Source organism: Marinomonas sp. 5E14-1 (assembly GCF_039939215.1).
GTDB lineage: Bacteria > Pseudomonadota > Gammaproteobacteria > Pseudomonadales > Marinomonadaceae > Marinomonas.
Genome location: NZ_JBDXMW010000018.1, coordinates 1 through 19,717, shown reverse-complemented (window position 1 = coordinate 19,717; position 19,717 = coordinate 1). Strand labels below are relative to the sequence as shown.

13 protein-coding genes and 1 tRNA gene are annotated in these 19,717 nt (G+C 43.6%); 3 read left to right on the top strand and 11 right to left on the bottom strand.

The window, feature by feature from the left end; translation table 11 throughout:
* Nucleotides 1-56: 56 nt before the first annotated feature.
* Nucleotides 57-362, bottom strand: a complete 306-nt coding sequence (ihfB, locus tag ABFY09_RS13920; protein ID WP_347984881.1) for an integration host factor subunit beta — start codon at nt 360-362, stop codon at nt 57-59.
* A gap of 209 nt (nt 363-571) precedes the next feature.
* On the opposite strand from ihfB, the gene ppa reads away from it, so the two are divergent.
* On the top strand, nt 572-1,102 hold the full coding sequence (gene ppa / locus ABFY09_RS13915) for an inorganic diphosphatase (protein ID WP_347984880.1): 531 nt from the start codon (nt 572-574) through the stop codon (nt 1,100-1,102).
* A gap of 87 nt (nt 1,103-1,189) precedes the next feature.
* On the opposite strand, the gene trxB is transcribed toward ppa, so the two are convergent.
* Nucleotides 1,190-2,143 (bottom strand): thioredoxin-disulfide reductase, encoded by a 954-nt coding sequence (trxB, locus tag ABFY09_RS13910; protein ID WP_347984879.1) that lies wholly within the window; start codon nt 2,141-2,143, stop codon nt 1,190-1,192.
* Between the two features lie 126 nt (nt 2,144-2,269).
* Nucleotides 2,270-3,022, bottom strand: a complete 753-nt coding sequence (locus ABFY09_RS13905; protein WP_347984878.1) for a HesA/MoeB/ThiF family protein — start codon at nt 3,020-3,022, stop codon at nt 2,270-2,272.
* Nucleotides 3,023-3,118: 96 nt separating this feature from the next.
* Here ABFY09_RS13905 and ABFY09_RS13900 point away from each other — a divergent pair, with 96 nt between their 5' ends.
* Nucleotides 3,119-4,417 carry an inosine/guanosine kinase gene (locus ABFY09_RS13900; RefSeq protein ID WP_347984877.1) on the top strand — a complete coding sequence of 433 codons (1,299 nt, stop codon included), beginning with the start codon at nt 3,119-3,121 and terminating at the stop codon, nt 4,415-4,417.
* A gap of 101 nt (nt 4,418-4,518) precedes the next feature.
* On the opposite strand, the gene ABFY09_RS13895 is transcribed toward ABFY09_RS13900, so the two are convergent.
* From ABFY09_RS13895 to ABFY09_RS13860, 8 genes are all read right to left on the bottom strand, one after another.
* A complete protein-coding gene (locus tag ABFY09_RS13895; protein WP_317004763.1) occupies nt 4,519-5,028 on the bottom strand; it encodes a chemotaxis protein CheW in 510 nt (169 codons plus the stop codon).
* A 107-nt stretch (nt 5,029-5,135) separates the two neighbouring features.
* Entirely contained in the window at nt 5,136-5,981 is an 846-nt protein-coding gene (locus tag ABFY09_RS13890) for a Tim44-like domain-containing protein (protein ID WP_347984876.1), read from the bottom strand.
* A gap of 22 nt (nt 5,982-6,003) precedes the next feature.
* Nucleotides 6,004-7,011: a tryptophan--tRNA ligase gene (locus ABFY09_RS13885; protein WP_347984875.1), complete on the bottom strand. Its 1,008-nt coding sequence runs from the start codon at nt 7,009-7,011 to the stop codon at nt 6,004-6,006.
* A 174-nt stretch (nt 7,012-7,185) separates the two neighbouring features.
* Nucleotides 7,186-9,174 carry an exodeoxyribonuclease V subunit alpha gene (recD, locus tag ABFY09_RS13880; RefSeq protein ID WP_347984874.1) on the bottom strand — a complete coding sequence of 663 codons (1,989 nt, stop codon included), beginning with the start codon at nt 9,172-9,174 and terminating at the stop codon, nt 7,186-7,188.
* Nucleotides 9,161-12,925, bottom strand: coding sequence for an exodeoxyribonuclease V subunit beta (gene recB, locus ABFY09_RS13875; protein WP_347984873.1), 3,765 nt, complete (start codon nt 12,923-12,925; stop codon nt 9,161-9,163). Before recB ends, recD begins: the two co-directional genes overlap by 14 nt.
* Nucleotides 12,922-16,308 (bottom strand): exodeoxyribonuclease V subunit gamma, encoded by a 3,387-nt coding sequence (gene recC / locus ABFY09_RS13870; protein ID WP_347984872.1) that lies wholly within the window; start codon nt 16,306-16,308, stop codon nt 12,922-12,924. Before recC ends, recB begins: the two co-directional genes overlap by 4 nt.
* 99 nt (nt 16,309-16,407) lie before the next feature.
* On the bottom strand, nt 16,408-17,874 hold the full coding sequence (locus ABFY09_RS13865; RefSeq protein ID WP_347984871.1) for an NAD-dependent succinate-semialdehyde dehydrogenase: 1,467 nt from the start codon (nt 17,872-17,874) through the stop codon (nt 16,408-16,410).
* A 186-nt stretch (nt 17,875-18,060) separates the two neighbouring features.
* Nucleotides 18,061-18,136 (bottom strand) — tRNA-Ala (locus tag ABFY09_RS13860).
* 190 nt (nt 18,137-18,326) lie between these two features.
* Here ABFY09_RS13860 and ABFY09_RS13855 point away from each other — a divergent pair.
* The gene (locus ABFY09_RS13855; protein WP_347984870.1) at nt 18,327-19,550 is read left to right on the top strand and encodes an HDOD domain-containing protein; all 1,224 of its coding nucleotides are present in this window, start codon (nt 18,327-18,329) and stop codon (nt 19,548-19,550) included.
* Nucleotides 19,551-19,717: the final 167 nt, after the last annotated feature.

Here is a 19,717-nt window from a genome sequence, read left to right as displayed (position 1 = left end):
TATAATGGCTACATTATGCCGTGATAGCTCAAAAATTTCGAGAGATTAGAAGTAAATTAGTTAAGTTCATTCATCTCATCATCAGGTGAATTAACCAATTCTCTTAATTCTTTCCCTGGTTTGAAATGAGGAACATATTTCGCGTTCAACTCTACAGACTCACCAGTTTTAGGATTTCGTCCTATTCTAGGTGCGCGATAATGAAGAGAAAAACTACCGAAACCTCGTATTTCAATGCGTTCACCATTCGCCAAAGAATCAGACATATGCTCTAGCATCGCCTTAATAGATTGCTCTACATCCTTTACAGGCAAATGGGATTGCTGATCTATTAGCAGCTCTATCAGCTCAGATTTTGTCATTACTGTCCTCGCGACTATATTTTGATCACACTGTAAGACTAGCTAAATTCAGAAAGAAAGCAATAACTTAACACGTTTAAGCTGCATTTTTTACGTATTTTCTTAACTAAGAATAGCGAATATCATAAAAGGAAGCCTTCCATAACTAGCATAGAAGCAATCTAACTTTTATAATAGCGCCCATATTTACCACATTGGAAGAAATAATAATGAGCTATAGTAAAATTCCAGCGGGCAAAGATGCCCCAAATGACATCAACGTAATCATCGAAATTCCAGCACAAGCAAACCCTGTCAAATATGAAATTGATAAAGACATGGATGCGCTTATTGTTGACCGTTTTATGACAGCACCAATGTTTTACCCAGCTAACTATGGCTATGTAAACAACACATTAGCTGACGACGGCGATCCAGTTGACGTGCTGGTTATCACTCCTCATCCAGTTGTTGCTGGCTCTGTTATTCGTTGCCGTCCTGTTGGCGTATTAAATATGTCAGACGAAGCTGGAATGGATGCAAAATTGGTTGCAGTTCCTCATGAAAAGCTAAGTAAAGAATACAGCCACATTCAGGATGTCAACGATATTCCTCAATTACTACGTGACCAAATCGAGCATTTCTTCGAGAACTATAAAACACTTGAGAAAGGTAAGTGGGTAAAAGTTGACGGTTGGGCAAATGCTGACGAAGCACGTAAAGCTATCGTTGAAGGTATCGAAGCTTACAACGCTCAATAAAATAACAGATCATTTTCTTGTTATTTGAAACATAAAAAAACCGATCATAAGATCGGTTTTTTTATGTCTTCAATTTACATCGAAAACTTACTCTAAAGAATCCAAGAAACGCTCAGCATCTAACGCAGCCATACAACCCGTTCCAGCAGAAGTAATAGCCTGACGATAAATGTGATCGCTCACATCACCCGCAGCAAAAACCCCTTTTACACTGGTTTGAGTCGCATTACCTTCAGAACCAGACTGAACTTTTAAGTAACCATCTTTCATTTCCAACTGACCTTGGAAAATGTCTGTATTTGGCTTATGACCAATGGCGACAAAGACGCCAGCAAGTGAAATTTCTTTCTTCTCGCCCGTTTCATTATTTTTAATACGAATACCAGTCACACCAGATCCATCACCAAGCACTTCATCCAACTCGGAGTGCCATTCGATCTTCACGTTTCCGTTTTTCGCTTTTTCTAGTAGTTTATCCGATAAAATTTTCTCTGAACGGAATTTGTCACGACGATGGATTACCGTCACTGTTTTAGCAATGTTAGACAAATAAAGCGCTTCTTCAACCGCTGTGTTACCGCCACCGATAACTGCAACATCTTGGTTACGGTAGAAGAAACCATCACAAGTTGCACAAGCAGAAACACCTTGTCCCATAAAGTTCGCTTCACTTTCTAAACCAAGGTATTGAGCACTTGCACCTGTTGAGATAATCAAAGAATCACAAGTATAAACACCCGCATCACCTTCTAAGCGAAACGGTCTGTTTTCTAAATCTACTTTGTTGATATGATCAAAAACGATTTCTGTCTCAAAACGTTCAGCGTGCTTGCGCATACGATCCATCAATTCAGGACCTTGCACACCTTGGTCATCTCCAGGCCAATTATCAACGTCTGTTGTTGTTGTCAACTGACCACCTTGTTGCATACCTGTAATCATCACCGGATTAAGGTTGGCGCGTGCTGCATAAACCGCTGCTGTATAACCTGCCGGGCCAGAACCTAAAATCATTAATTTAGCGTGCTTAACATCGCTCATGTTATTACTCCTGAAAATGAGTGCGCGGCATCAACTATTATGTACCGCTTAAAAATTTGTATGAATTCTAATGAAAATCGGATGACATTCTTAGCAAAAATTATTAATTACTAACATAGGGGCTTTCTATGGCTTTTCAACCGAACAAGCTAAGCATTTTGAGTTTTGTGTAAGACGCATCTCACGCCAACTTCCTTCAAAGCCATCAAATAGCTTTAATACGCCGTGTTTCACTTCGCCGCATTTGCTGACTACTTTCAAGGCTTCCAAAGCTTGAAAAACGCCCAACATACCAACGACTGGCGCCACTATACCACTTTCATTACAACTCAATTGTTGATCTGATAAGGAAGGGTAAAGACATTCATAGCAAAGAGACGACTGCTGATGATACAAAAAGCTCACCAATTGCCCTTCCCAACGAATGGCGGCGGCACTTACTAAAGGCTTTTTATGCTGTAAACAAGCTCGATTAATTGCTTGCCTTGTCGTGAAATTATCCGTGCAATCTAATACGATATCAGCCTTCATGACTTCGTTAAATAAAACTTCCCCTGATAGTTTTTGATCTATCGTACGTATTTTCGCCGCCGAGTTTTTCTTTAAAATTTGCTCTTTTGCTGCGACGACTTTATTCAGACCCATATGACATTCATTATAAAGCACTTGCCGTGGCAAGTTGCTGCGTTCTAGCTGGTCGCCATCTGCCAACACTAAAGTTTCAACGCCAGATGTAGCTAAATAAGTCGCCGCCACATTACCTAACCCACCTAACCCGATGATTAAAACGCTGGCTCCTGAAAGCGCCAATTGCCCTTCTACATCAAAATTGGACAACAATAACTGTCGACTGTAACGATCTAACTCTAATTCGTTCATGCATACCTTACTTTATTTTTCGTCATTTCTGCCCGATCGTTCCATTCTTTGATAAACTCAACAGATTACCTAGGACCATCGACCATGAGCATCTAAATGAAGTTTCCCGGCAAACGCAAACTTAAACATTATTTCCCAGTATCTCAACCAAAACCCATTTTACCTACTCACGAAGTAAAACCCGACAAAGATACTTATATTGTTGGTTTAGATGAAACCATTGTCGATGTGGTTGCCAATGTTTCTGATCAATTTCTGGAAAATTTTAATATCCAAAAAGGTCTTTCGAATCTTGTTGATGCAGACAACGCCTCTGCAATTTATCGAGAACTGACAAATCAAGGCTGTATTTCTGACCACTTTGCTGGTGGCACCATTGGCAACACAATCCATAACTACTCAGTGCTTGCCGATGATAAATCTGTTTTATTAGGTGTAATGTCAGCTAACATCACCCTAGGTTCACCAGCTTATCACTATATTTGTCACACCAGCAGCAAAGTTGATATGAATCACTTACAAGGTGTATCTGGCGATATTGGTCGCGGTATCACCTTGATTACACCTGATGGCGAAAGAACCTTTGCAATCGCTCCTGGGGATATGGATGACTTAAACAAAGACCACATTCCAGAAAATATTATTGCAGGCAGTGCGGCACTCGTTACTTGCGCATATCCATTGCGACATCAAGGTAAACCAATCAAGCAGGCCATGATTCAAGCATTAAAATATGCTGATAATCATCATGTGCCAACCGTGCTGACCCTAGGCACAAAGCATGTAGTAGACGAGCACAAAGAAGAGCTGCTTGAACTTATCAAAAACTATGTCAACGTATTAGCGATGAATGAATTGGAAGCAGAAGCTCTCACTGGCTTTTCAGACCCACTTCAAGCTGCAGATGCAATACTAGAGCATGTTGACATTGTGCTCCTGACAGCAGGGCCAGATGGCATGTATCTATGCGGCCACACCGATGACGAACAAAAGCGCGAAACAAGCAACCCCATAAAATCTGGCAGCTTAGCTGATTTCAATCGCTGGGAGTTTAGTCGCCCTATGCTACGAAATACCTGTAAGAATCCAATTAAAGTCTTTTCTCACATTGACCCTTATATGGGCGGGCCAGAGAAAATACGCAACACAAACGGTGCTGGAGACGCTGCTTTATCTGCGTTATTACATGACATTTCAGCAAATCACTTCCATAAGGAAACCATCCCGAATTCCAGCAAACACTCAGCACCATTCTTGACTTATTCATCCTTTGCCCAGATTTGTAAATACTCAAACCGAGTTAGCTACGAGATTCTGGTACAAAATGCATCACGCTTATCTCGTGGTTTACCAGAAAGAGAAGACAGCCTCGAAGAAGCCTATTGGGAAAAATAACGTCTTACGCACTAAGCTGTACAACATGATTCAGAACATAAAAAAACCATGCCATGGCATGGTTTTTTTATGTTTAAAATACTGAGTTCTTAAAACGAGTATTAAGACATTGCTTCAATTCCAAGCGCTTCATTACGCTCAAACATACGATCAAGCTCAAGCAGAATAACCAACTCTTCTTCTTTCTGGTAAACACCTTGAATAAATTTCAAAGCTTCGTCATTACCAACACTTGGGCTTTGCTCTATCTCATTTTGGTATAGATAAAATACTTCTTGAACGGCATCAACAAGCAAACCAATTTGTTCGCCATCGTGTTCAATAATTATGATTCGAGTTTCATCTGTAATAGTACATTCAGGTAGACTGAAGCGAACACGCGTATCAACCACAGTAACGACATTACCACGTAAGTTAACGATACCTAGTACATAAGAAGGCGCACCTGGTACAGGGGCAATTTCACTATATCTAAGCACCTCTTTAATCTGCATGACGTTGATCCCGTAGGTCTCGTCAATCAATTTAAACGTCAGATACTGTAACAACTCACCTTTTTGCGATTCTGCTAAGGCTTTCCCATTTTCTTTAATAGGCGCTAATTCAGACATGGCTCACATCCGTATTCAATTTGTTTAGAATAATGTAGAACTCATCACGAGCTTTGTCTAGTTTAAAACACACCATGACGAGTCTACGAGTACTAATTCTCTAATAATTAACTGTCTTGCTGAATACCAACAATCGTCCAGTTACTATTCACATTTACCATGTTTTTCTCTAAATGCCAGATCTCATTCGTATCAGATGTTTCATCACCTTCTTTGATCCAACCAGAAAATTGTAGAGAAAGAGACGCTGTAGAGCCAACAATTTCACCACGAACAATCTCAACCATTAACGAAACAACTTCGGTGCGAGGCTTATCGTCGCCATAAGAAGCTCGTTCTGTTACCAACAAGTTATAAAGTTCAGGACTAACATAATCTAGAATCTCATCAAAATTATTGTCATCCCATGCTTTTTGCAAAGTAATGTAATGGTCTTTTGCTTCTTTCACAAAGCTTTGCTCGTTAAAGCCTGGTGGCAATTGAATTTCTGGCTGACCGCCAAAACCACTGATTCCGCCCATTGGTGAAGGCTGAGAGTGCCCCCCCATTTGGCCTGGCATCTCACGGAACATACCATTTCCAGCAGCCTGCTCAGCAGCACGACGTTTTGGCGCGATGAAAAACTTATAAACTAGGAAGCCAATCAAAGCGAACAACAAGATGTCACCGAAAGAAATGCCTTCAAAAGCGCCGCCCATTAGGCTGGCGAACAAACCTCCAACAAGTAACCCACCTAACAAACCACCGCCTAGACCGCCTAAGAAGCCTGACTTTTTCGTAGTAGATGCAGCTCCTGTTGTTGCAGCAGATGACGTTTTAGACTTTGAGATAGAAAAGCTTTTTCCAAAACTTTTACCACCACCGAACTTTTTAGCTTGGACATCGGCACTGTAACCACCGGCACCTATCGCTAAAACAAACGCCATAAACATGGCAAATACGGTTGTTCTCACAAAACTCTCCTTTAAAAAGTTATTATTTGAAGTTCACTAAACCTACTGCATTACGCAAATCTGCAATCATTGCTCGCGCACGAGCTCTGGCTTTTTCTGCACCTGCTTGTAATACGTCTTCCACATGAGAAGGGTTTGCCATTAGTTCTAAATATTTTTCTCTTGGCCCGCTAAGTTGACCGTTCACTAAAGCAAAAAGTTCCTTTTTCGCCTCTCCCCATGCAATCCCATCCGCAAACTTTTGGCGCATTTCTGTAATTTGTTCAGGCGTAGCAAAGGATTTATAAACATCAAAAACAACAGAGTCATCTGGGTCTTTCGCTTCACCAGGTTCCAAAAGGTTGGTTTTGATTTTATTAATTCCTTTTTGCAATTTTTTCTCTGTATCAAACAACGGAATCGTATTGTTGTAGCTCTTACTCATCTTGCGGCCGTCTAAGCCTTTTAAGATAGAACCTTCTTCACCTACTACCGCTTCAGGTAGAACAAAATGCTCACCAAATAAATGGTTAAATCGACCTGCAATGTCACGGGCCATTTCAATGTGCTGAATTTGGTCACGGCCAACAGGCACTTTGTTCGCATTAAACGCCAAAATATCCGCCGCCATCAAAACTGGGTAACAAAACAACCCCATGGTGATACCGAAATCAGGGTCTTGCTGATTCGCCACGTTTTCATCCACCGCCCCCTTGTAAGCATGAGCACGGTTCATCAAACCTTTCGCTGTCACACAGGTCAGCAACCAATTTAACTCGGCAATTTCAGGAATATCAGATTGACGGTAAAACGTTGCCTTATCAGTGTCTAAACCACACGCTAACCAAGTGGCGGCAATTTCTAATCTAGATTGCTTAACACGCTCAGGGTCTTGGCATTTAATCAAAGCATGGTAATCCGCTAAGAAAAAGTAAGACTCAGTATTATCCTGACGACTTGCTTCAATCGCAGGACGAATCGCGCCCACATAATTACCCAGATGTGGCGTACCTGTCGTAGTAACACCGGTTAAAACAATTTCTTTAGCCATTACTGATTACTCTATCCTACATAACATCGTATCGAAATTTGCGCTTACACTAGCACAAAACAGCAAGCGCAAGAATCATCCGACACGATAATTTAAAAACTGTCTTTATTAATGGTGCCAAAAGCGGCGAAATCAAGTAAAAAATACTTGAGACATTCATTGGCATACAAAAACCTAATGGCCCCACAACGCTTCCATTAATCCAGAATACCTTTCGATTCTCGTTTGTGTTGCGGTGCGAATCAAACCGCTTCCGCCCCATAAGGTAAATACTTTTCTGGCGCGAGTAATGCCTGTATAGAGAAGCTCTCTAGTGAGCACTGGCGATGGCGTGGTTGGCAATAGCAAGGCAACTCGCTCGAATTCTGAGCCTTGGGACTTGTGCACTGTCATGGCGAAAACCACTTCAAATTCACTCAGTCGGCTTGGCAATAAACCGGTAAACGAGCCATCAGGTTGCATGAACCAAACTCGTAATCGTTGCGACTCGTCTGGCATACAAAGCCCAATATCTCCGTTAAATAAACCTAATGCGGCGTCATTTCGCGTCAACATAACGGCTTTTCCAGGATACCAAACATGAGGGTCTTTCATGCGCCCTCTTTGGTAAAAATATTGCTCTAATTGCGCATTGACTTTCTCCACACCGAACTCGCCTTGACGCACAGCAGTGAGTATTTGATAACGAGAAAACACGCCATACAATTTGGCAATATCACCGCCTACTTTGACCGCTTCCCAATAGTCGTCATAACCTTTTGCCAAAGCAGGAATATCGGCTTTCTTTTGCCCTTCTTCCGGTATTTGCCAATGTACATCGCTGTGTTCTGCTTGCAGGCAAGCCAAGACAGCCTGCGCATCACCTGCGTTCATGGTTTTTGCCAAATGACCAATGCCACTGTTTGCATCAAAACGATAACTGGTACGAAGCAAGGTCAACGCTTGGCTAATTTTTGGTGCAGAGGCATTACCAAACGGCCTTATATTTTCGCCTGTTATATTGGCCAAACGTTCTGCCCATTCAGGTTGGAAATACACGTCTTCAATACCAAAGGATAAATCCCCCAACACACTGCCCGCCTCCACTGAGGCAAGTTGGTCTTTGTCTCCCAACAAAATAAGACGAGCGTGAGGCGGCAAAGCGTCGATCAGTTTCGCCATCATAGGCAAATCCACCATAGACACTTCATCCACCAATAACACATCCAAATGCAGCGGATTCTCTTTGTTGTGTTTAAAGCGACTGCGACCAAAGTCACTCCCTAACAATCGATGCAATGTGCTGGCTTGTTCTGGAATCACCTTCTTAATCTCATTATTTAAAGGCAAACTCGCTTTGGCTTTAGAAATAGACTCTGTTAATCGTGCCGCCGCTTTACCTGTTGGCGCGGCTAATTCAATACGGAGCGACTTTGTCGCCTGATTCGACGAAAAAGACTGCGCCACCAATAGAGCCAACAACTTAGTCACCGTCGTTGTTTTCCCTGTTCCTGGACCACCACTGATGACAGAAAAAGGCAAGCTTGCCGCATTCGCCACAGCGACTTTTTGCCAATCCACAATCCTCTCTCCAGTAGAAAATTCCCCACTGCTAGAAGCCGAATCAGGAAAAAGTTGTCCAAGCAACTCTCCGTCCACACCAAACGGCATAGCATTGAACTGACTTTGTAGATAATGCAAAACCTGTTGCTCGTATTGGTAATAACGGAACAAATACAAACGCGTTCCAACCAAGACCAATGGCCGCTCACTAACAGAGGCATTTGGTGCAATAACGTTAGACACAATAGACACCAAAACGCTGGATTCAAGCGCGTCACACCAAGACTCGGCACTCGTCACGCCAGCAACGAGCAAAGCATCATGAAGCCTTTGCTGATCGATCCCTTCAGGTGGTTTCTTCCACAACATCGCAAGATCAATACAAATATGTCCAGCACCAAGATACGCACTACACAAGGCGCCCGCTAACAAAACAGCAAACGACGCTTCATTTACTTGATGGCTTAATTGCTCGATCCATTGACGATCTATGGCCCGCAATGCGCCTTGCTCCTGTAACTCAGCCAAGGTCATCACAGCGTTTGGAAGTGGTTCGTCGACTGTGTTTACTGCGTTGTCGTCCATTGCGCCGAGAAGGTCTAATTGATTAGAAAAGTCCATATTGCACCGCCTCGTCGTTTTGTTGCTCTTCTCTCAAACCTTGCGTTTTCGAGTCTGGCTGGCCCGTAAACAAAGCATCCAATGCATTTACATGCGCCAAGCTCAAACGTGTTTGGAAAATACCTGTCCTTTGCCCAACCGCCATGCCTCGTAAGAACAAATACGCCACACCGCCAACGTGTTTATCGTAGTCATATTCTGGCAAACGTTGTTTCAATAATCGATGCAAAGCCAAGGTATAAAGCTGATACTGCAAATCGTATCGATGATCTGCCATGGCATGAATCAAGTTTTCTGACTCGTAGTCAGCAAAAGAATCGCCCAAATAATTCGATTTGTAATCCAATACGTAATAACGACCTTCCCATTCAAACAACAAATCAATGAAGCCTTTCAACATGCCTTTCAATGGTCGATCTTGAATCGCTGGCGCAACACGCGACACCGCATCGTATTCCCTTGAAATTCGATCCAATTGCAAAGCATTCATACCACCGACTGGAATGAAAAACTCCAACTCTTTACGACACGCTTTTGCAGGCAATTGCCCTAAACTCATGCCGTCCATGAGTTCCGTGTTTATCATGTCTGGCAACCAGTCTTCTAACACCGTTTGCCATTCAGCAAAGCCTTGGCGATCATAAAACTCCGCCATTAAGGAATGATGACTGTTTTTCAATAAATCTTTGAACGTCGGATCTGGCAGCACATCGTGTAAGGCTTTTCCTTCTAACGTGTCATGCAAGAAAGTCCCGGGATTCGCCCCTTTCGGAAACGTAAAACGCGTCTGCGCTGGCGACTCTTCCGCGCTTTCTATGACATCAACCAAAGGCTCCGACGCCTTGGTCATTTCGTCCAACCCTGGCACGCTTTCATCATGATGATCTTTTTCTTCCACCACCAAAGACGAATAACTTCCCACCCACCAATCTCGCTCTACTCGACCTGAAAAGGTTCGGGCGCTCGGTGAACTCGGCTTGCTTTGCGCCATTTCGTATCGAGGTAACGTTTTTGGCTCATCTGGTAAATCCACCAGCTTTACTTGCTCAGCAGAATAACGTCCACAAAAACGCTCAAGGCTTGCGTACAATTCCCCCGCATCTAATGGCTCACCTTCTGCTACTAACGCACCAACGCCGCTTAAATGCACATCACACATCGCGCCACGGGTTTTGGTGGACTTTTTACCCACTTCCATCGCGCCAATAAAACACGCTTCTTTAGAACGTGTTAACGCCACATACGCTAAGCGTATTTCGGCGGCGTACAATTCTTCTTTGTGTTGCTCACTTTGTTCTTCGTCTGGGTCCACGGCAATCCACAACTGCTCTTGATTGTCGTGATACAGAGCGGAAGTGTCTTGATCTCGATACGGCATAAAGGCGAATGGCAAATACACAATGGGGTATTCCAGACCTTTACTCTTGTGAATGGTGACAATTCGCACCAATTCCGCGTCGGTTTCTAAACGGATTTTTTGCTCGTCACTGTTACCGTTTGGGTTCTGAATCGCCAATTTAAGGTAACGTAAAATGCCCTCTTTTGAATCCAGTTCAAGGGATTTTTGTTGGAGTTTTTCAGTGAGGTGCAAGAAATCAGTTAGACGTCGTTCACCACCCAAATAACTCAACATATTGCTGGCTAAGGAAACGTCTTGCATGAATTCCCGTAACATAGGCAACAAGCCTTGTTTGTCCCAAACCTCAAGATAATGGCGGAAAGCTTGTCCCCACTTCTCATACACCACATCGTCATGATTGAGCGTATCAAGCTCTTCTAACGTCCATTCCACTAACCCTGTTGCCAAGGCTGAACGTAATTTAACCTCTTGCCCGTTCGACAAAATCGCCGTTAACACAATAAGCAATTCACGCGCTTCTACGGTTTCAAACACCGAGCCTTTATCACTCAAATACACACTGGCAATGCCACGTTGGCGTAAAGCGTCTTTTAACGCATTGGCTTGGCTGAAGTTGGTCACCAAGAGTGCAATGTCTTTTGGTCTCACACCTTCTTCGCCAATCAAGGCGCTTGCGTTTTGTCTTTCTGCCTCTTGCCCTTCTAATTCTTGTCCTTCTAACTCTTTTCCTTCTAGTAAAAGCTCATGGACATGTGCGGCGCAAGAGTCTGCCATTGAGGTGCGATAATCTTTTGTGGAAACGGGTTCGTCCGTGTGTTGATACAAAAACTGCAGCGCTGCTTGCGTCTCACCTTGGCGAGTAAAACGACCTTTTATGCCTCGATCTTGCACTTCCACAAAAGGAATGCCCGACACTCGAAAGGGATTGTCTTGTGTGCTAAACAAACCATTCACCGATTGAATCATGGTCGCCGACGATCGGTAATTGGTCGCCAAAGAATACACACCATGAACATGTTTTTTAGCCGCCAAATAGGTGTAAATGTCCGCACCACGAAACGCGTAAATCGCCTGTTTCGGATCACCAATCATAATCAAGCCAAGGGCATTTTGGTTAGTGTCCGCTGAATGATAAATGGTCGAGAAAATACGATATTGCACCGCATCCGTGTCTTGAAACTCGTCGATCATCGCAACAGGGTAAAGGTGTCGTATGCGTTCCGCTAACTTGCCTGCTTCATCCTTCGATAACGCCACATCAAGAGACGTCAGTAAATCGGTAAACGTCAGAGATTGCGTACTGCGTTTCCAGCGAGTCATACGCTCTTGTGTTTTTGTCCACAACTGCGCCAGCAACACGGCTTTTAATCGTCCAGAATCTGGGAAACTTTCCCGCAGGGATTGCACCAAGCCAAAGAATTCATGGGCAGGCAATTCACCATTTTTACTAAGGCGTGAAGCGTGTTCATTGGAGTCGAATTTTTCGAGGCTTTTGTCTAATTCAAAACGAGGCGAATGAGCCCATTGTGTCATCGCTTGAATGTCTTTCGTTGGGTCTTTTTTCCAGAAAGTACGTTTAATGCCGCTGCGCTCTAAGGCGTCGATAATGTCTTGAGAGTGAGCAAGCCACGTCGTTTTTACTTGCGCCATGATGTGTTGAGCGCGAGTTAAGGCATTTTCCCAATCGTAATCTGGCACCGCCAATTTTGCGTCTGGCTGATTATTCAATAACGATAAGTCTTTTTGCAGCGCAGCAGGTCCCGACCAAATCGGCTGAATTAACGCCGCCTTGGTATCATCCATTGGATAAAACACACTGCGCCACACATCTTTTACCGCCAATGACAAAGGCGCTTGCTCATCGGTCTCAATGGTTTGTTGAAACAGCATGCGACTTTCAAAAGCATTCTGGCTCAGCATGCGCTGACAAAAACCGTGGATCGTGAACACTGCTGCTTCGTCCATTTGTTTCTCGGCGTAGAGCAGTTTTTCAATCGCGTCTGCTTGTTGTACAGGCGTCATTTGGTCGATCCAATCCGCTAAAAAAGCGTCTTGAATGTTGTTTATATTATCCTTGCCATTGTCACTACTGATAAGCAGCAACGCCTTGCGAGCGGCACGAATTCGAGAACGAATCCGAGCTTTCAATTCCGCTGTGGCGGCTTCTGTAAACGTCACCACGAGGATTTGATCAACGGTAAGCGCTTTGTCTAAATCGCCCTCTTTTCCAATTGGCACCAATAACCGCAAATACAAATTCGCAATGGTGTAGGTTTTACCTGTGCCTGCGCTGGCTTCGATTAAGCGCTTACCGAACAATGGAAACGACAATGCGTCGAGCTTTTCTGTGGTCACTTTTTCGGACGTGGAGCGTTCACTAATAAGGCTCATTCGAGCACCTCCAAATGACGATGCATCGGCAACCAAATTTGTTCGCACATGCTCACAAACACTTCTTTATGTTCCATCAAATTCGGGAAATAACGTTGCCAATAAGCGTCTTCCACTTCGCTGCTGGTAAACGCACTGCTGTTGTCTTGATAGGTTTTTAGCGCTTGCTCCCACGCGATATCAGCGTCTTCAGACGCTTTACTGGAACAGAAACTTTTGCACCACGCATCGGCGCTTTTAGCAGGTAAAATGAGCGGCTGACATAAGCCCGTTTGCAACAACGTCAACATCTCTAAAAAGCGCTGTTTGGCGTCTTCTGGCGAAAGAATGATAAAACCTTGTTGAAGCAACTTTCCTGTTTTCGTCAGGTTAATAAAATGATGCTGTTTTGGTGTGCCTTGGGCGCACAAAGCCAAGTGTTCAATCCAAAACTGCATTTTTTGATGAGCTGATAAATCCCCAAGACGATAAGACAAACGCGTTGTTGCAGTCGGTAAATCCAACCACGCTTGCAACAACAATGTGTCTAGAGGCAAATACACTTCCACAGGCTCGCATTCTTCCAAGGCGTAACCTTGTAGAACGTTTAGTAATCTTCGGCATTGATTCTGGCTATTTTGCAATGACAAACGCCCAATTGCGCCATAAGGTAACTCCCCCATTAACGACAATCGCTCAACAAATTCGCCTTCGTTGCCTTTCAACATAGACTGCAACAATTCCTCTCTCAGCTTGTATCCCGCTAAGCCCTCCAAAGCAAAAGGCTCGTCTTCTAATTCCTCTTCTTCTCTTAAACTCAAATAGGCTTTTAGTCGACGTTGAGTGAAGTATCGCGCTGGATGACTGATAAACCGTGACACTTCGTCTAATGCTAAATCCAAACGAGGTTGTTCTAAATTCGCCAACTGCGTAATGACCTGATGGCTTTCTTCTGCTTTCACACTTAACAAAGCTGGCAGCCATTGCTCATCATAACTGTACAAGTAAGGCTCTGGGGTTGAGCCAGCGAGTTGTGACTCAGAATAATACGCACCATTAAAAGGTTGTAATGGATGCTCGATAATCAGTTTTTTCAACAGGGCGGCTTGCGCGTCGTCTGGCATGAGCGATTGATCACCTTCATACACGCAACTCTGGCCTATGTATTCCAACAATTCACTGACCAAGATCGATGGGTTCTTCTCACTGTTGTCCTGAATACTGCGTCCAACGTAACTGAGATAGAAACAGTCTCGGGCCGACATCAAGGCTTCAAGGAACAAATACTTGTCGTCTTCTCGTCGGCTTCGATCGCCACTGCGATATTGCCCAACCATGAGATCAAATCCCATTGGCGCGACGCTGCGAGGGTAATCGCCTTCGTTTAACCCTAAAACACAAATTACTTTGAATGGCACAGAGCGCATCGGCATCAAGGTACAGAAATTCACGCGACCAGCTAGAAAGCGTTGCCCGCCTTGAGATTCTTGCAACATCGGCGACAAAAGTTGTCGTAATACTTGCTGATCCAAGGCGTCATTAAAATGTGCTTGTTGCCATTGTTTGGTGAGTGTATCTAATTGGTTTTTTAGTAATTTTTCAAACGAATCGTCTTCTTCCAACAAAAAGAAACGCTTCGATAAATAATACAAGGTCGACACCCATTCTTTCGGTGTTAACGATGTCATCAGACGAGATTGCGCATCATCAATTGCCACAAGGAATTCTGCTAATTTACCGGCAACGGATGCTTCTAACCCTTCAACGTCGCCGTAGCTCAATGTGCCTTGCCAAATATAATCGTGTCCCATGGCGTAACCAAGCAACATACGTCGTACGCCATTAAGCCAAGTATGAGATTCCTGTGCGGGAAGGTCATGTTGTTGCGCTGTTTTCTCATCTAACCCCCAACGGACGCCCACTTCGGTAGACCATTGGCGAATACGCTCCAATTCCTCTGGCGTCAGTTCAAAGCGATTCAATACCGCAGGCACTTCCAATGCACTGATGAGTTCAGACAAGGTAAAACGACTTTCGCCTAATCCAAGCAAATACAAATACGCGTCAACAATGGGGTTTTCCATGCCGCCAGATTGGTCAATTAAGGCAAACGGAATCTGCTTATCGTTTTGCTCAAAAGTCCGCTTTTGACCACCGAAAACGGCTTTTACAAAAGGGCTGTACGTGTTCACGTCTGGCAACATGACAATCACGTCTTTCGGTGTCAGTTCCGGATTTTTCTCAAACATGTCCAACAGCTGATCATGCAAAACTTCCACTTCACGCAAAGCACTGTGGCAAAGGTGCATACGGATACTTTGGTCATCTTGTGCAATAACATGCCGGTATTCCGCACTGGTCATTGCGCTGTCTCGTTCTTGCTCCGCGCCATGGTTTTCAAGCGTTAACACATCTTGCTGAACCCATTGCAACAAACCGTTTGATTCTGGACGTTGGTAGTCTTCAAATATCTCAACTTCGTTGTCAGCCATTTCTTGTAGCTGAGCAATGTAATCTCGCCCTAAACGCCCCCAACTTGCCAGTAAAGGGTTCGCATCAAGATGCAAGGTGTCTGTACTTAATCCTGGTTTAAGCGTTTGGCGTTTTATTTCTCGGCCTAAATAGTGTTTGTCCACCACATCGCCCCAATAAAAACGACAAGGGTTTTGCAGAAATAAATGCACATCAATCCAACCAGATACCGCCAAAACGCGTAACGACTCCAGCGTGTTCGGAGGCAAAGAAGAAACACCAAAAATAAAAATACGCTGTGGGATATCAACGGGGCGAGCTGAAGACTGCGACGCGTCTTGCAGCGCTTCAATCAAGTTACCACGGTGATACAAAGACGTGCCTTGTGCGCTGATGTCACCGACTAAATCACGCCATAAAATACCTTGCCAAGGCTGCTGTTCAAATAAGGCGTTTAACGCAGGATCGCTTTGGTCGTCACTTTCCCACGCTTTGATCCAATCTGGTCGATAAACAAGGTATTGGTCATAAATATCGGCAATGCTGCTACACAGTTGAAAGCGCCTAACTTGCGTATCATCTTCTTCTAAATACCAGTGTAATGCCTGAAATTCAGGGTCACTTAAACGAGAGTCTAAAAGGCGCATCAAACGCCAGACTAAGAAAGGCTTGTTGAACTCACTTTGTGATGGAATATCACTCAGCGTTTGGGCAAAGGTCTGCCAAACAAAAGTAGATGGTAACGGGAAAGAAAAACCTGCTGAAATAGAATGAGACTGAGCTAGAAACATCTTCAACCACTGAGCCATCCCAGGGTTTTGCACCAAAATATACTCGTCATCAAATGGGTTTTCTGGCGGAGAGACAGATAAAATCTTAGCAAGCAATACGGCCAAATCCTCTAGCCGATTACCTGTATAAAGTTGAAACATTTACAAATCCTACTATTTCAAAGAAACAACCGAAATAAGCCTAACCCTGCAAGGCTCAAAAAAGAAGACATTTCATGTAGACGAAAAACGCAGTGAGGCTTACGCCAAACCGCCCATGCATAGGTATTTGATTTCGACGTATTCATCAATGCCGTATTTAGATCCTTCACGTCCACTTCCGGATTCTTTCATGCCGCCAAAAGGCGCCACTTCATTTGAGATAAGACCTTCATTAATACCCACTAAACCATATTCCAAAGCTTCACCCATACGCCAAGTGCGGCTGATATTTTGAGTGTAGAAATAAGCCGCTAAACCAAATGGCGTATCGTTCGCCAATGTAACGGCTTCTTCTTCTGTGCTGAAACGAAACAATGGTGCAACAGGGCCAAAAATTTCATTAGAGAAAATCTCCATATCACGGGTAACATCAGTGAGGATAGTTGGCTCAAAAAATTGCGCACCAGCCTCGCTGGCTTTTGCACCACCAAGTAATCTCTTCGCGCCCTTGTTCACAGCGTCTTGTACTAATTCTTCAACTTTACTGATAGCGGCTGGATTAATCAGTGGACCAATGGTCACACCATCCTTAAATCCTTCTCCGGTTTTAAAGGTCGCCACTCGCGCCGCAAGCTTTTCTGCAAAAGCATCGTAAATGCCATCTTGCACAAGAATTCGGTTGGCACACACGCAAGTTTGACCTGCATTGCGGTATTTTGAAGCAATGGCTCCTTCAACTGCCGCGTCTAAATCCGCGTCATCAAACACAATAAATGGCGCATTGCCACCTAATTCCATTGAGGTCCGTTTGACGGTTTGTGCGCACTGAGACAACAACAATTTGCCCACTGGCGTTGAACCTGTGAAGCTCAATTTGCGAACGGTTGGATGACTGGTCAGTACGCCACCAATGGCTTTAGAATCTTTACCTACAACCACATTCAACACACCAGCAGGAATGCCAGCTTGATGAGCTAATTCGGCCAAAGCCAAAGCACACAAAGGCGTTTCCTCAGACGGCTTAATCACAATAGTACAACCTGCCGCCAAAGCAGGACCGGCTTTACGGGTGATCATGGCGATGGGGAAGTTCCACGGTGTAATGGCCGCAACCACACCAATACCTTGTTTGATGGTTAAGACACGACGATCATTAGCAAAGGTGGGGATCACATCGCCATATAAACGACGTGCTTCATCGGCAAACCAGTCAATAAAAGAAGCGCCATAGACTACTTCCCCTTTGGCCTCTGCCAGTGGCTTGCCTTGCTCTAAAGTCATTAGTTTTGCTAAATCATCTTGGTTATCGAGAATGAGTTGATTCCAACGACGTAGCAGGGTTGTACGCTCTTTGGCGGTTAATGCCTGCCAGCTTTTTTGAGCTTTTGCAGCCGCTTCTACTGCCAAGATGGTTTCTTCGGTTCCTAAATCGGCCACATCTATAATGTGCTCACCATTCGCTGGATTCGTCACGGCAAAGGTATTACCAGATTCTGCCTCTTGCCATTTGCCATCAATATAAGACTGACATTTCAACAAGGAAATTGATGCTAATTGTGCGTTCATAAGAAGTCTCAGCTCGATTTATTTAAGTAGCTCACACAATACTAAACAATATGGCTTAGGTAAAAGATCACTGGGAATCAACTTAATGTTTGAAGGCAATCAAACATTCTAGAAGCAACAAATATGAGGAATTCATTCAGGGAAAGTAATTGGATCGGGGAATTGACTTAAGAGTTTTGTATTCAATGGTGGAGCTATGCGGGATCGAACCGCAGACCTCTTGCATGCCATGCAAGCGCTCTCCCAGCTGAGCTATAGCCCCATCGAACAGCGCAGAATTTTATGAGCACTTTATTTGAGTGTCAACTGAAATCCATAGTTTTGTTAAGCACGGAGATTTTCGTACATAAAGCTACAAAAGTCCGAATTCTAGTGCTATGGCTCTACGAAACAATATGTTTTGATTAAAGGTTAAAACATATGCAACTACTTTACAGGTAAGAAGTACATCGATGGAATTTCCAAGCGCTTTAGATGATCTTATGATGGCTCAACAACCTATCTTAAAAAAATCGAAGGAGATTTTTGGGTACGAATTGCTATTTCGAGATAAAAATACAGAGAATGCCAATGTTACTGATGGCGAAACAGCAACAAGCCAAGTTTTGGTGAATTTATGCATTGGCATTACTGAAATCGGCGCCCAACTTAACAAGCCATTTTTTATCAACATGACCACAGACCTCATGTTGTCTGATGCTTTTTTTCCAATAAATCCAGGCTCTGTATATATTGAAATTCTTGAAGACCAAACATTAACTCCAGACTTCTTAGACGCATTAAAAAAATGGCAAGCCGCTGGCTATCAGTTTGCCTTAGACGATTATCAATTCAGTGCTGATTATCAAGTTCTTTTACCTTGGGTTTCCATTGTAAAAGTCGATGTTCTGTCAACACCACCAAACCAATACGCAAAAGAAATCGCAGATTTAAAAAGTAAAGGTATTACTTTATTAGCTGAAAAAATTGAAGACGCTGAAATGTTCGAACAATGTACACAACTTGGTTTCGAACTATTTCAAGGGTACTTTCTACAACGTCCAGAAATAATTAAGGGCAAAAAGATTAGCTCAGCAACTCAAAGCGCCATCACATTATTGAAAGCGCTTCAAAATAAAGACATAAGCATCGAAAACATCACCGAACTTGTTACAAAAAACCCCAAGCTCTCTTATCAATTGCTTCGGATTTTAAACAGCCCTATTTGTGGCATGCCAAGAAAAGTCACTTCAATTAAAGAAGCCGTTGTTTACTTAGGTCTTAACCAACTTAAAAAATGGGCTCTACTCATCACAATGACATCGTCTACATCTCAGCCACCATCACTACTTAAAGTGCTACTAACGCGTGGACGCTGCTGTCAGTTACTTGCAGAAAGGAATCGATCCAGAAATACTGATTCTGCTTTTATGGTCGGTTTAATGTCTGGCATTGACGCTATGCTTAATTTGGAAAAAAAGAGCGCCTTGAGTCAAATAGCCTTAGAGAGAAATATGCTTGACTCCATAATCCACCAAACTGGTGAGTTAGGCGATTATCTCAGTCAAACATTACTTTGTGAGAATCAAGACTGGGAAAAAATGCAAGCCATGAAACCCGAACAACTTGCAAACCTAAACCGATCGTTCCTAGATGCAATGATCTGGGCGAAAGACGTTATGGGATCAATAAATTGACTCTACCTGTGATTTAATCTGTATATTTTCCTTTTAAACGATTGACACTTAAAGAAAAAGTCATAAAATACCCATCACCTTTTTCAAGGCCAGTGTGGTGGAATTGGTAGACACGACGGATTCAAAATCCGTTGCCGAAAGGCGTGGCGGTTCGAGTCCGCCTACTG